We start from the raw sequence: 13,855 nt of genomic DNA, 5'->3' as shown, positions 1-13,855 counted from the left end.
CATCCAGCGCCATCCCGAACTCCTCATCGGATTCCTCGCCGGAACCGGCCTCGAACTCGCTCCACCGGCATCAAGCCCATAGTCAAAAATCAGTAGTCGGTGTCGGCCTGAGCTCGGAGCCGGGCGGCCCGCGCCCGGGCGTCTGCGGCCTGTTCGGCAGCCTCGGGCGAGCCGTCCTCGATAGCGATGCGTTCCAGCAGACTGGCCTTGCGTTCGTAGACCGCGGCCCGGTCGGCGGCACGGTCAACTTCGACGGCTGGAGAGGGGGGAAGCAGTCCTGCAGGTGGGTTGCCCAACACCTCATCGTGGAAGAAGGGAGGCTTCGCCCATGAGGTGACAGATCGCAGGTCAGCGGTGCCGCCGGAGAACCTAGCGTCGTCGAAGTTGACCGTGCCGCCGGAGAACTCCGCGCCGGAGAAGTTGACCGTGGCGCCAGAGAACGTCGCGCCGTAGAACACCGCGCTCGTGAAGTCGAAGGTACCGCCAGAGAACACCGCGTCGGACATGTCTCCCCCGTCGAACGTGACGGCGGTGAAGTCGAAGTGGAGCCCTTGCCAGGAGTGCGGCTGCCCGGGCGGCAGCCGGAGGTGCTCGCGGATCAGACGGATGACGGTGTGCCGGACTTCGCGATCACCCTCCTTGTACCCGGCGGCATCCGGGTCGGTTTGGTAGGGCATGCGCAGGTAGGCACACAGGACGTCGATGCACACTTGGCGCTGTTCTTCCCAGTCGTCCGCTAGGCGGGCGAGGGCGTAGACGCCTGCGAGGCGCACGGCGGCTTTGTCGTGGTCGAGCTGTCCGGCCGCTGTGGTGTAGCGGTCGGCGAACTGGTTGGCGTCGGCGCGGTGGGCGTCGCTCTCGGCGAGGCACTGCTTGCGGTACGCGTACACGCCGGGGTGAGGATGGCGAGGGTGGTTTTGATGGCGTCCGAGCTGTGGCGACGAGCCGGTCGACAACCAAGTCGTAGATCAGCCAGCCCGCGCCGATGGCGGCGGGTGAGCCCGCGACGCCGACGGATCTTCCGTCCGGCCAGGCCCAGCTCGGCCATGGTCTTCGCGACGGTGTTCACCGAGACGCGCCATCCCTCCCTGACGAGCGTGATCCACACCTTCGGGGAGCCGTAGGTGCCGCCCGAGGCGTCGAAGATGTGCCGGACGGCCTCGGCCAGCTGTCCGCGCCGCACCTCTCGGGCGGTGACAGGTCTGTCCTTCCACTTGTAGAACCACGACTCGCTCACGCCCAGCACGCGGCAGGACATGGTGTGCGGAATGTTCTTCCCGGCCTTGCAGTCGCTGATCACCCCGGCCAGCCGGGCCGGGGCCGCGGCAGCTACGTCACCCACAAGGCCATGCACTGTTTGAAGACGTCACGTTCCATCTCCAGCTCGCGGATGCGCTTGTTCTTCTCGCTCATCTCCCGGCGCAGTCGCTCCAGCTCAGCGCGTTCGGCTTCCCGTAGCCGGCCGCCCGGGGCGGCGGGCGCGGGCCGGTCGGAGGAGGCCGAGCCATTCCTCCTCCAGCGTGAGACCCAGCTGTGCAGCGTCCCCGGATGCACACCGAGGTCCTCGGCGACCTCCGGGATCGGCTTGCCCGTCTCGATCACGATGCGTACAGCACCTTCACGGAACTCGGCGTCGTACTTCTGTTGCTTGGACCCCATGAACCTCTACTTCCCCTGGTATCACGGACTCCACGGTACGAGGGGACCCTCACAAGGAAGCCAACAGCCTCGGCCTGACCATCCGCTTCGACCCCATCCCAGCCTGCCGGCTCAACCACGAGTCATTTTCGTGTCAGGACCCTAAGGCCCCAGGGTTGCGCACGCGTCAACGGCTGTCGTTTCGGCGTGTGTGGAATGTGCAGATCGCCAGGGGCCGCTTGTCCCGGGCATCTTCGATGCGCATGTCGGCGATCTCGGTCAGCGGGTCGTGGGTCTTGTGCAGGGTGCGCATGCTCAGTCGCAGTACGGCATCGATCTCGGCGTTGCCGAGATAGCAGATCTTCGATTCGAGTGCTGTCCGGTCGAGGAAGGCTCGGCTGGAGCGGCCGAGATGGTGCCACAGCCGTAGCAGTGCGCCTTCGGCGATCGAGAAGTAGGAAGCGAAGTACAGCAGCCCGGCTCCGTTGATGTCCCGTGTCGCATCCACCTGGTGGGTGACGGTGAACTCGTTACCGAAAGGGATGTAGTCGGCCGCCGGACCGGGCAGGGGGAAGTGCCCCATGGCACGGGCCGTCGTACAGGCACGGCGCGGGGAGTGCCGGTCGGGGAGGCGGGGCAGATGGCTGTAGTCGAAGCCTTCGGGAGAGGAACGCACCAGGCCGATATTCGAGTCGAGGTGACCGCGTGAGATCCAGCGGTTGAGGTTCTCTGCGTACAGGCAGTCGGGCCGTGGCCGCTCGTAGAATTCTTCCGGGGTGAGTTGGGCACCGTCTTGCCGGGGGTTATCGGCGCGGCAGATCCGGTGCAGGGTCAGTACGGACTCGCTGCCGCCGGAGAAGACCCGGGAGACGACCTCGAGCCGGTCGCCGAACGCGATCTGGGCGGGACCGAGCTCGGCGCCTGCGTGCAGCCTGTAGTAGTAGAACGACAGGTAGGTGGGTCGTCCGTGGCGGTCGCGGGCCCTGCCTACGTCCGTATCGCACACGGCACCGACGGTTTCCCAGGTCCAGTCACCGATCTGGCCGATCAGCAGGGACGTCGGCCCGCACATGCCGGGCTGCACGCTCACCTGGCGGCGTACCGTGTCGGTGCCGATCCGCTCGCCGGCGACAGACGCGCCCCAGAAGCTCCCCGTGGCCGGTTGGGGCATCTGCGACAGTCCGAGCCGGTCCAGCATCGCATCCGCAGAGAAACGATCAGACATCCCGCGCTCCTTTCCTCTCCCTACCGGAGGTAGTCAGTGCCAGGACGGCGTTGTGGCCGCCGAATCCGAAGGAGTTCGTCAGGGCCGCCCCGAACACCTGAATTCGAGGGCGGCCGGTGACGAAGTCCAGGTCCGTCGAGGGCTCCACCTCGGCCAGGTTGGCCGTCGAGGGAACGACACCATGCCGCAAGGCCAGCACCGTACAGACCGCCTCGATCGCGCCGGCGCCGCCGAGCGTGTGCCCGATCACGCCCTTCGTCGAGGTGATGGTTGGTGTCGTACCCAGCACGCGCCGGATTGCATGGGCTTCCGCCACATCGCCCTGCGGTGTTGAGGTGCCGTGCGCGTTGACGTGGCCGACATCGGCCGCAGTCAAGCCCGCGTCCGCCAGCGCGACACGCATGGCCTGTTCGGCACCCGCCCCATCCGGAGCTGGGGCGGTGACATGGTGTGCGTCACATGAGGCCCCGTACCCGGCCAGATACGCCTGGGCGACGGTTCCTCGCGTCCGAGCGTGCTCGGGGGTTTCCAGGACCATGACGCCGGCTCCTTCGCCAAGGACGAAGCCGTCCCGGCCGGTGTCGAACGGCCGCGAAGCGCTCGCCGGGTCGTCGCACCGGCCCGACAGGGCACCCATCCTCGCGAACGCTGTCACGAAGTACCGGGTCACCACCGCCTCGGTGCCCCCGGCGACGACCACGTCGGCCGCGCCGGAGCGCAGCAGATCACGGGCGACGCCCAGGGCGGTCGCACCGGAAGCACATGCGGTACTGATCCCGAGGACTGGACCGCGGGCGCCGATGTCGATGGCTACCTGGGCGGCGGCCATGTTGGGCAGCGCCATGGGCAGGGTGAGCGGGGAGACCGCGCTGTAGCCGCCGTCCAGCAGCCGCTGGTGCTGTTCCTCGGTGGTGATGGTGCCCCCGGCGCCGGTGCCGATCACCACCGCGACCCTCGAGCCGTCCCACCCGTTGCCCTCCAAGCCCGCATCTTTGAGGGCCTGCGTGGCGGCGACCAGGGCGAACTGCACGTAGCGGTCCAGCCGCCAGGCTCGCCGCCGTCCCAGGAGCGCGTCGCCGTCGAATCCCGGTACTGAGCATGCGAAATCGACGGGCAGCCCGGCCAGGGCATCGAGCGGCGCCGCCGTCGACTGGCCGGACAGAATGCGCTCCCAGCTCGCCGTCACCCCGATGCCGGCGGGGGTGACCAGACCGAGCCCTGTCACCGCCGCCGAGAAGCCCACCGTCACTCCTCGCCGGGCTTGCCGGTCAGTAGCTGTTCCAGGTCGGCGAGGGTGCTTGCCGAGGACAACTCATCGTCGGCGATGACCGTCTGGAACTGTTCCTGGACGGTCTCGGCGAACTCCACCAGGGCCAGGGAATCCAGCTCCAGCTCAGCGAATGTCCGCTCCGGCTCCACTTCCTCCGGCTCGATGCCGAACTTGCCGGTGAGGATGGCACCGAGCTTGTTGATGATGTCACTCATATGGGGGTCTTCCGCTCCGCTGGTTCGAGTAGTTGACGCGTCTGGCTCAGGGCCGAGTCGTTGACGGCTTGTCGTCCATCAACGCACTGAAGCCGGGCCAGCGTGTGTGGTCCACGTAGCTGCGGTCTAGTGCGACCTTGCCGTCTCGGATGGTGAGGATCGCGCACCAGGGGCTCTCCCACTTCTGTCCGCTTGCCTGATTGGTGCCGGACAGCACGCACTCCACCACTACCTGATCGCCGATCACGAGACTGTTCTCGATACGGAAGCGGCGGTCCGGGCAGGCCTTCAACACCACGGCCTCGGCCTCGTGGAAGTGCTTGCGGTCGGTGATCTCCAGCAGCCCAGGACACACCACGGCGAACTCGGGTGCGTAGATGTCGTCGATCATGCGGTGCACATCGGTGTTGTACAGATCCATCCAACTCCGCACGGTTTGGAGGTGGGGGTGATCAGTCATGGCCAGGTCCCTTCTGCGGGTTCAAGCGGCCGAGCGGCCGGGGAGTGTGCCGTTCAAGGAGGGTGGTGATGACGGGCTCGGGGGCGTCAAAGGACGTCCAGGCGCTCCCGACGACGCGCGTGGTATTGGCGCAGTCGAACGTCTTGGGACTGCAGGTGTAGGGGATGTGGAAGGCCAGGGCGTTGGCCAGGAGCCGGTCTGCCGCGCCGAGTGCGTCGACAGTGTCGACGAACTCGGGCTTCGGCAGCCCGGCGTGGGCGAAGACCGCCGTATACATCTCGCCCGCGCTGGGGGCGCGGGTGTTGGTGAGGTGGAAAACGGTACGCATGGGGCCTTCCAGTCCGGCGCAGATGCCGGCGGTGACAACGTGGTCCAGGGGGACCAGGTTGATCTCCGCGCCTGCGTCGCCGCACAGGCGCATCGGCCGCGACTCCATGAGACTTCCGTAGCGGCGTTGGTACTGGCGCCGGAACCGGCCCACCTTGGCCGCCAGGTCGTACAGACCGGACGAGCAGGATGTGCGCAGCGTGCCGCTGTGCGCGACGACCGCGCTGGGACGCAGGATTTGCCAGGGGACATCCGTCGAGGCGACCAGGCGTTCGGCCCGGACCTTGGAGTGCTCATAGTGGTTGTTGACCGGCTGGTCCTCGGGGGGCAGCATCTCGCGCTGCGGCCCCTGCCGGCAGCCCGCGACGTAGGCGGTACTGACGTAGGACAGTTGAGCACCCCACTCGTGGGCGAGAGCGGCCACCTGGTGGGTGCCGGATATGTTGGTGCGGTCAATCTCCTCGGCGAAGCCCGGCTCGTAGCGCAGCGTGGCGGCACTGTGCCAGATGTGAACCGGCCCGTCCGGCGCCCGCAGCCCGCCGATTCCCAGCCCCGGCAGCGTGATGTCACCCGCGATGGCGCGCGTGCGCGCCCGTGTGCCGAGGCTGTCAAGATCCCGCCCGGACCCGGTGTCCTCGGCGGTACGCCGCAGAGCTTGGCTCAGCCGGTCTTCGGCCTGCTGCTCACCGGCCGCCCGAATCGGGCACCAGACGACGTCATCGGTGCGGGCCAGCAGCGCCAGCACCAGGGCGCTGCCCAGCATGCCGGTGGCGCCGGTCACCAAGTGAACCGCTGGCCCGGTCACCGCCCGCTCCCCGTCACGGCGGGGTCGGCGTACGTGGCCAGCAGCAGATCAGCCGCAACCAGCAGGAGGCGGGCCCGGTGAAGGGTGCGGGTGACGGTGACCACCACCACATTCCGATGCCAGACGGGCCACGCATACCACACACCCACCCCGTCTACGGCCGGATGGACGGTCAAGTGCCGCGCCGAGGCGTGGTGGCGCACCGCGTAGTCGCGCAGCCGGCCCGGAGTGCCCGTGCAGGCCTTGAATGCGGCCTCCTTGCAGGCGATCACCATCGTTGGGTCGGCCCCCGCCACCCGGTCGCCAGAAGTGCACAGACGCGCAAGCAGGGCGGCATTGCGGCCGTCGCACGGCTCCACGTCCACGCCGAGCGCCTCACCCGTGCCGCTCGCGCAGGCCGCCGCCCACGGATCGCTGTGGGAGATGGACACACATGCCTGGATACCGGCCGCCGGGGCAAGGACGGGAGCGCCGCCGGGAGCCCGGACGATTTCCCGCCGACCGTAGGGACCTTCTGTTTCCACTCCGGTGGCTCGGCTCAGTGCCGCGTGCGCGGTGATCCGGCCCCGGACGAACTCCCGCCGCCGCCACGGTGGCAGCCTCTCGGCAAGCTGGCGCTCGCGCGGCCCCAGAATCGCCGCCGATGTCGGCTGCCCGCTCCAGTCGACCAGCAGCGCCGTCGTGTCGGACGCATTCACGCCGTCACCTCGGAGCTGTTGTCAGGGCGTCCACCAGCTGACGGGCCAGCTCACCCACGGTCTGTGGGGGGTCTTCGTCGGACATCAGCCGCACGCTGTAGTGGTCTTCGAGCCGTCCCAGCAGGCGCAGCAGGCGCACGGAGTCCGCTCCTTCAATATCGAGCAGGACCGTGCCGTCATCGACCGGTACATCAGGCGCGGCGAACTCCTCACGCGCCCACTGCTCAATCCGGGACACGACTTCTTCGCGTGCTGAAGTGTTCTGTGTGGACATATCGGGTCTCCAGTCCAAAGAGGGAGCGGGACAGGTGGGAGGCAGCATCAGTCGCTGTGAGGTCAGGGAAGGTCTCGAAGGAGGCGGCGCGCCGCTTGGCGCTGCCACTTTCCGCTGGTGGTGCGGGGCAGAGCGCCGGCACGGACCACCTGGACGCGGACCGCGCTCAGGCCCAGCCGTTCGCGAATGCGGCGCCGTACCTCTTCAGCGAGCGTCGCCGCGATGTGCGGTTGGGTGGTTTCCGCCATGATCACCAGGTGCTCCCCCTCCGGGCCGTCCGCACCGAAAGCGATGCAGCGGCCCTGGGCGACTCCGGGGACCTGACGGGCAATCGTTTCGGCATCCTCGGGGAAGATGTTGCGACCGGCGACAATGATCATGTCGCGGGTACGGCCCGCGATGAACAGATCGCCATCCAGACGCACGCCGAGGTCGCCGGTGCGCAGCCAGGATCCGTCGAAGGCTTCCGCGTTGGCTTCGGGAGCGTCCAGATACCCGGGTGTCACCGCCTCCCCGGCAATCTGGATGTGCCCCACCCGCCCTTCGCCTGCCTCCAGGCCGTGCGCGTCCACCAGCCGCATCCGCATGCCATGGACCGGACGGCCCACGCACACCAGGGATTTCACACCGGGTCCGTCGGCTGAGGACAGGACCGAGGCAATCCCGTTGTCTGCGAGCTGGTCCCGCTCGACATGGACCACACGAGGCGCCCCACCCGGCTGCGGGAACGATGCCGCCAGGGTCGCTTCGGCCAGCCCGTATACCGGGAACATGACCTCCTCGCGCACCCCGTACGGGGCCAGCACCCTAGTGAACTCCCGGACCGTCTCCCACCGCACCGGCTCCGCCCCGTTGTACGCCAGCCTCCACCGGTCCAGCCGCAGATCCGGAGGCTGCGCCTTGCGGACGGCTGCGGCCAGCAGCGCATAGCCGAAGTCCGGGCCCGTCATGGAGGTGACATCACGGCCGGCCATGTAAGCAAGGAAGTCCAGGGGGCGCCGGACGAACTCCGTGGGTGTGAACATGTGCACACCGAGCCCGGCCAGCCCGTACGCCAGAGGCGTGAACAGCCCCATGTCGTGGTGGTGGGGCACCCACTGCGCCAGGCTGTCACCACGCCTTAGCCCAGCCGACACCAGCAGCGCACGCAAGCCCGCCAGCACGGTGCGATGAGGCAGAGCCACCCCCTTCGGGAAGGCTGTACTGCCCGATGTGTATTGCACGACCGCCAAGTCCATGGGACTCACATCCGGCAGCCAAAACCCCCCGTCGTCCGTCCCGGCCAGCGGCAGGCAACGCAAGGCCGGGCGCAGCCGGAGCAGCGCACGGACCACCGGATCGAACCTGCCGTCGGCCAGCAGGTGCCGCATACCCGACGCGTCCGCGATGCGCGCCAGCCGCTCGGCTGCCGCCTCAGGCGACTCCCCCATGGGGCGGACCGGCAGCGTCGTGACCGCTGCCCCGGCGGCGCAGATACCGAACAGGCCGCACCACAGGTCGGGCCCGGTGGACACCAGAAGCCCGACACGCTCACCGGATTTCACCCCGGCGGCCAGCAGCCCCCGTGCCAAACTCAGTGCCCTGCCGTGCAGTTCGCACGCGGCCAGCACCGTGCCGGAACTCGGGAAGACCCAGCCCGCCTCCGGCTGCTCCCCAGCTAGCTGCCCCAGAGCATCGACCAGGGTGGAACCGATGATCACAGCCGACGCCGGAACATCCTGGCCCGGCGCCGAAGGGGCGAGAGTGCGCTCGCCTGAGCCGTCCGAAGCCGACCGCACGCGCAACCGCTCGAAGGGCTGCACCACGATACCTGCCTTGCGTACGGGCTCTTCGGCCAGGACCAGGCCCCGCATCTCCCGCGCCAGCGCCGGGAAGACCGTCTCGCCGGTGAGCTGGGCAAGTCCCGCCCCGACGCAGTAGTGCGGGCCAATCCCGAACGACAGCGACCGGAAGGCATCCTGAACCGTGCCATCCTCGGCAAGGGAAGCAAACCGGTAAGGGTCGAAACCGTCAGGATCACGATACTGACGCGGGTCGCGGGCCGCCGCCGCGAACTGCACGAGCAACAGCGTCTCCTGCGGCAGGTGGACCCCGCCCACGGTAGCCGGGTGCATCGTCCAGCGGCAGGTCAGCTTCACCGGAGGGTCGAAACGCAGCACTTCCCGCGTGAAAGCAGCCGCCAGGCCTGGGTCACGAACCAGCAGATCCGCCAGCTCCGGATGCCGCGCCATGAGCGTCAGCCCGGTCCCCAGCATGTAGGTCGACGTCTCCGTACCCGCGCCAACCATGAAAGTCATGTTGTCCAGGACCTGTTGACGCCCCTCCCCAGGCCACGCACCGGACATCTCAGCCACCAGACCAGGCTGCCCCGCCTCGATGAAAGCGCTCAGATAGTCCTGCAGCTCAACCACTGCGGCATCCGCCTCACCCATGTTCCCACCGGGCGGATTGAAGTCGTTGGCCTCCATCACCGCTGCCGACCAGCGCTTGAGACGCGGCAAATCAGCCAGCGGAAACCCGAGCATCTCGCTGAGAACCGTCAGGGGAATGCTCAGCACATGCTCGAGGGCGTCCCCCTCTCCCCCCGCCACGGTCTCGCGAAGATCCCGCGTCCGCTCAGCCGCCAGCGCCTCCAGCCTACCCCGCACACCCTCCACACGGCGCGGACCGAACAGCCGCACCAAAAGCTTCCGCGCCGGCTGACTGACCGGAGCATCCTGGCGGTTGATCTGCCGGTAGATGGCCTGCACCGACGGATGCGACTTCCAGCTCGGCCACTGCTTCTCCGCCCACTCCACATTGCACACCCGGAAGACCTCCGGCTGCCGCAAGACCTCCTCGCACTCGGCAAATCCGAGTACCAGCGCCCTGCGCGCACCCACCGGATAGACAGGAGAACGTTCCCTCAACGCTCGGAAGTGCGGGTAGGGATCGAGCCGTCCCGCATCGGTCCACAGCGCCTGTACAGCGCTCTTGCCTTCCGCGTTATCGCCGTGAACTCCGCAATCAGTGGTCATCTCGCCGCCGCAGTGAAAGAGGCAAATAGCAACCCCAGTCAGAATGACTGAGCCAGTTTCCGTACAACACTCAACTTCACCTGTACGCGGCTGTATGGACAACCCTTCCATCAAAGAATTAAGGGGCACATCGGCGCAGCAAATATGCCTGCCAAATATCTCGCAATACGGCCTACGCTCGGGGGCGCGCCACGACCGGGTCTGTACGCTCACCGGCTCTGATCCGGAAAGGCTGTGTAAGGAATCAGGTGTGATCTTCCCCGAAGGAGTCACCTGATGAGTACGACGACTGGCGTCGTCAAGTTGAGGAGCGGGGTGGGATGATCTTGGTGTAGATCGTCGTGGGAGGGGCTGGTCGTGGAGACGCCGTCGTACAGGGGCTATCGGTTCCCGGCTGAGGTGATCAGTCACGCTGTGTGGCTGTATCACCGTGTCCCTCTCTCGTTCCGCGAGGTTGACCTGAGTTCCGCAGAAGTCTTGGCGGTCTAGGTCGCGAATTTGTGGGTTGACCTGTGGGAATGCATGCAGAAGTGCCGCCGGGGCGTGTGCCTAGGCGGTCGTGGTGGTGCCGGGTCAGGCGGGTGGGGCGACTTCGAGGATCCGGGGTGGGGCGGGGATTTGGAGCGTGGCCAGGATGGTCTGCTGGGTCTTGGTGACCTCGGTGCACTGACGGAAGGTTCCGGCGGGCCCGGTGAACGTGCCGACGTGGAGGCGCTCGAGCTGGAGGCGGAGAGTGGACCAGGTGTCGTTGCAGGTGGTCTCGATGATGCGGATCAGCAGCAGAGCCAGCCAGCACAGCAGTACGTGAGCGCGTATCCGGTCTTCGAGGCGGTGGTAGACGGGGCGCAGATCGATGATCGATTTCACGTCCCGCCAGCCGCGCTCGACTTCCAGTAACTGCTTGTAGCCGGTCGCGATGTCCTCGGCGGACAGCTTGGGGTCGGAGGAGCGCAGGAGGTACTTGCCGTCGAGGCTCTCCTCCGCCTTGGCGGCGGCGCGGTCGATCCGCAGCAGCCCGCCCGGGGTGACGCGCAGGTAGCGGTTGAGTCCGGGCTTCGTGGAGAGTCTGCCGCGCAGTTCGGCTCGTTTGGTGGCCGACAGCTTGTCCGATTGGTTGATGGCGTCGGAGAGTTGGGCGATCAGCTGCTCGCGGGTGGCGGCGTCGCGCTTGGCCTGGTCGGGGTTGTGGCAGATGACGAAGCGGTCGTCGGCGTCGGTGACCTTGACCTCCTTGATCCGCATGCTGGCGGCCAGTGTCTTGTAGCGGCCCTGACGGCCGAGGTCGGCTTTGACCTCGGGGGAGTTGGTGCGGAGCTTCTCGCCGAGGATGTAGTGGCCGCCGGCGCGTTGCAGGTAGCGGCGGTTGGCGGCGGAGGTGAAGCCGCGGTCGGCGACCCAGACCACCCGTCCCAGGGTCCATTCCTTCAGCTCGTCCTTGACCTGGCGGATGAGCGCGCTGTCGCTGGTCGCCCCGGGCCACGACCAGACTCTGATCGGGATGCCGGTGCGGGTCACCGCCATGCCGATGATGACCTGCGGCAGATCATCGCGGTGGTCCTTACTCTTGCCGAACGCACGAAATCCCCGTAACTGGGCGGGGTCTTCGGCATCGGCCGGGGGTGTCGGCGTCCTTGGGGGCGGGCGCGTCCAGGCGCTGTCCGTACTCGTTGCGGGCGAGTGGTTCGTCGGCCTGGCCGGTCTCGAAGTACGTGGAGGTGGTGTCGAAGAACAGCAGATCGACTTCGAGGTTGAGCAGGTCGGCGACCGACCAGTAGACCTGCTCGGCAAGCTCGCTCTCCATGGTCAGCAGCCGGTCCATGGCTCGGTAGCAGGCGTCGTCGTCCACGGCGGACAGCCCGTCGATGGCGACGTCGTTGCTGACCCAGTGGGAGGCGGCCAGCTTGCTGGAGGGCTTCAGCGCCCGGTTGGCGACCAGCGCGAACAGGGTCCGCTCGGTCCGCTCCCGCGCTCGAGGGTCCTTGACCAGGGCCCGGATCATGGCGTCGATGCCCAGGCGGCGCCACAGACCGTCGAGCGCATGGGTGCCGCCCAGCGGGCGGGACTCGGTGAAGGTCAGTTCCGGCGGGGTGGCGGCGGCCATCGTCTGGCCGGGAGCGAGGACTTGGGACAGCGAGGCGATCAGGCGGGCGATCGCGTCGCGGTCGACCTGGTCGGTGCGGCCAAAGTTGTACAGCACGGTGCGGCGCGAGACCTGTGCGGCCGCGTCCCACTCGTTGTGGGCCAGCTGCAGATAGCTCACGCTCGACCCGTTCTTGTTCTTCCGGGTCACGGTCCGCAAGTACATGACCTAGACGCTAACACGATCACCGCAGGTCACTCATATCTCAGAGCAGCATGCGTTGCCCTAGGCGATTTCGGCTGTTGCCCCAGGTCCCACCTCATTGACCTGCACATTCCCCGCGACCGCTGCCCTATCGGCTCAGATTTCTGCGGAACTCAGGTATAGAACACGGCGGTTGAGGGAATGTGGGGATGTGCTGGGGGAGCCTGACCGCTGGGATGCCTGTCGTGGGGGTTCACCGCCGTGTCGGCCCCCAGGACGTGCAGCCGTGATCGCGGTGAGTGGGTGGACGGGGAAGTGTTCCCGTGCTGCTCGCTGTGGCGGCAGGCGGCAAAGAACGCCTTGGCCGGCCTGGTCCGCGGCACTCGTGTGATCGTCACTGGCTGTGACAGCGCACCGTCGACGACCGGGCAGGCCGGCGCCGCACGACCTGGAGATTGACACCGAGGGCGTCCGGGCTCCCCGTATACGCGCGGGCCGGCTGCCCGCAGGACCGGCCGTGCCGGCGGCGGGCCTCGCCCCGTACGCCGGGCGCCGGCGGCCACCGCTGTTGCCGTCGGCCAGGGGCGGCCGCCGTAGTGCTCACTTCGTAGGGAGTGTCCGTGCGGTCAGCCCGCACGGACACACGACCGGTGCTCTCCCGCCCACTCCCGGCCGCCGCCACAGCAGCACCGACGCCGCTGTGACTTCCCCGGCGGGCACCGGCACACGCGGATGAGGGGAGCTACCGCCGTGCGTCACCCGCCGTCCTGGGGAGAACAGGAAGGCTTTCACTTCCATTCTCCCTCCTCCCCGGCACAGCAAGAGGGCCAGCCGACCTCCATGGCAGGGTCAACAGACCTTTTCTAATGGAGACTTGCACCACCTCTACCCTGGGGGAGGCGCCTGGCATCGCCCTTCCCCCCGCTGGGCCGTTCGTCCCGCATAGCCACTGCGGCGGGGCCCACGCAGAGCTGTCCCTGCCCCTCGTGACTCCCGCTCTTCAAGATCAGCGGCGGGCCTTGCCGTCAACACCGTTGCGTTTGGATCTTGAGGTGCTTGTCAAGGGGGTGCGGGAACGAGGCAACGGGACTCCTGGTAGATCAACTTGTTGCGAAGCGAGTCGATCAGGCATGGGGAGTCCCGTTGCAGGAGAAGTCTGTCATCGTCCGGACGATTGAGGCGGCCGGGGGTGTGTACGCGCCCGGCCATGTGGGCGAGTTGACGCAGATCGTGGACTTCGCCCTGGTGGACGCGGTGCTGGAGGAAACCGGAGCGCGGGAGAGACGGCTGAGGCTGCTGCCCTCGCGGGTGGTGGTCTATTTCGTCCTCGCGCTGGGCCTGTTCGAGCACGACTTGTACCGCACCGTGTGGGGCAGGCTGGTAGCCGGTCTGGAGGGCCTGGCCCTGGTGCGGCCCAGCGTGTCGTCACTGTCGAGGGCGCGGCGGCGGATAGGGGCCGCCCCGCTGCGGCGCCTGTTCGAGACCCTCGCCGGGCCCGTCGCCGCCTACGGCCAGGCCGGTGCGTTCTACCGGGGGTTACGCACCGTGGCTGTCGACGGCACACTGCTGCACGTTCCCGACGATGCGGCCGTCACCTGGCGCTACCCCAAGCGCGTCGGCGAGAAGGTGGAGTTCGGTTACC

12 protein-coding genes and 2 pseudogenes are annotated in these 13,855 nt (G+C 67.8%); 2 read left to right on the top strand and 12 right to left on the bottom strand.

What is annotated here, in order from left to right:
• Nucleotides 1–89: 89 nt before the first annotated feature.
• From ACZ7NC_RS42405 to ACZ7NC_RS42355, 11 genes are all read right to left on the bottom strand, one after another.
• Nucleotides 90–773, bottom strand: a complete 684-nt coding sequence (locus ACZ7NC_RS42405) for a pentapeptide repeat-containing protein (RefSeq protein ID WP_471497173.1) — start codon at nucleotides 771–773, stop codon at nucleotides 90–92.
• Nucleotides 737–1,342, bottom strand: a complete 606-nt coding sequence (locus ACZ7NC_RS42400; protein ID WP_471497171.1) for an IS3 family transposase — start codon at nucleotides 1,340–1,342, stop codon at nucleotides 737–739. The genes ACZ7NC_RS42405 and ACZ7NC_RS42400 overlap by 37 nt, the downstream gene beginning before the upstream one ends.
• Nucleotides 1,330–1,659, bottom strand: a complete 330-nt coding sequence (locus ACZ7NC_RS42395) for a transposase (RefSeq protein WP_471497168.1) — start codon at nucleotides 1,657–1,659, stop codon at nucleotides 1,330–1,332. The genes ACZ7NC_RS42400 and ACZ7NC_RS42395 overlap by 13 nt, the downstream gene beginning before the upstream one ends.
• Nucleotides 1,660–1,825: 166 nt before the next feature.
• Nucleotides 1,826–2,863: an LnmK family bifunctional acyltransferase/decarboxylase gene (locus ACZ7NC_RS42390; protein WP_471497166.1), complete on the bottom strand. Its 1,038-nt coding sequence runs from the start codon at nucleotides 2,861–2,863 to the stop codon at nucleotides 1,826–1,828.
• Entirely contained in the window at nucleotides 2,856–4,106 is a 1,251-nt protein-coding gene (locus ACZ7NC_RS42385; RefSeq protein ID WP_471497164.1) for a beta-ketoacyl-[acyl-carrier-protein] synthase family protein, read from the bottom strand. The genes ACZ7NC_RS42390 and ACZ7NC_RS42385 overlap by 8 nt, the downstream gene beginning before the upstream one ends.
• A 2-nt stretch (nucleotides 4,107–4,108) precedes the next feature.
• Nucleotides 4,109–4,348, bottom strand: coding sequence for an acyl carrier protein (locus ACZ7NC_RS42380; RefSeq protein ID WP_471497162.1), 240 nt, complete (start codon nucleotides 4,346–4,348; stop codon nucleotides 4,109–4,111).
• Nucleotides 4,349–4,394: 46 nt separating this feature from the next.
• Complete coding sequence (locus ACZ7NC_RS42375; protein WP_471497160.1) at nucleotides 4,395–4,808, bottom strand: nuclear transport factor 2 family protein; 414 nt, start codon at nucleotides 4,806–4,808, stop codon at nucleotides 4,395–4,397.
• Nucleotides 4,801–5,940 (bottom strand): SDR family oxidoreductase, encoded by a 1,140-nt coding sequence (locus tag ACZ7NC_RS42370; protein ID WP_471497158.1) that lies wholly within the window; start codon nucleotides 5,938–5,940, stop codon nucleotides 4,801–4,803. Before ACZ7NC_RS42370 ends, ACZ7NC_RS42375 begins: the two co-directional genes overlap by 8 nt.
• Entirely contained in the window at nucleotides 5,937–6,638 is a 702-nt protein-coding gene (locus ACZ7NC_RS42365) for a 4'-phosphopantetheinyl transferase family protein (RefSeq protein WP_471497156.1), read from the bottom strand. Before ACZ7NC_RS42365 ends, ACZ7NC_RS42370 begins: the two co-directional genes overlap by 4 nt.
• Before the next feature lie 4 nt (nucleotides 6,639–6,642).
• Nucleotides 6,643–6,912, bottom strand: coding sequence for a hypothetical protein (locus ACZ7NC_RS42360; protein ID WP_471497154.1), 270 nt, complete (start codon nucleotides 6,910–6,912; stop codon nucleotides 6,643–6,645).
• A 62-nt stretch (nucleotides 6,913–6,974) separates the two neighbouring features.
• Nucleotides 6,975–9,929, bottom strand: a complete 2,955-nt coding sequence (locus ACZ7NC_RS42355) for a cytochrome P450 (RefSeq protein ID WP_471497152.1) — start codon at nucleotides 9,927–9,929, stop codon at nucleotides 6,975–6,977.
• Nucleotides 9,930–10,280: 351 nt separating this feature from the next.
• On the opposite strand from ACZ7NC_RS42355, the pseudogene ACZ7NC_RS42350 reads away from it, so the two are divergent.
• A pseudogene (locus ACZ7NC_RS42350) lies at nucleotides 10,281–10,388 on the top strand (IS6 family transposase); the annotation flags it as partial.
• A 114-nt stretch (nucleotides 10,389–10,502) separates the two neighbouring features.
• Here ACZ7NC_RS42350 and ACZ7NC_RS42345 read toward each other — a convergent pair.
• Nucleotides 10,503–12,234, bottom strand: a pseudogene (locus ACZ7NC_RS42345) (IS1634 family transposase).
• A gap of 1,122 nt (nucleotides 12,235–13,356) precedes the next feature.
• Here ACZ7NC_RS42345 and ACZ7NC_RS42340 point away from each other — a divergent pair.
• On the top strand, nucleotides 13,357–13,855 hold a 499-nt coding region (locus tag ACZ7NC_RS42340), incomplete at its 3' end, for a transposase domain-containing protein (protein ID WP_471497150.1).

Source organism: Streptomyces sp. NPDC111802, from assembly GCF_055634335.1.
Note: the sequence above shows the minus strand (reverse complement) of the source record. Positions and strands in the feature narration are given on the sequence as shown.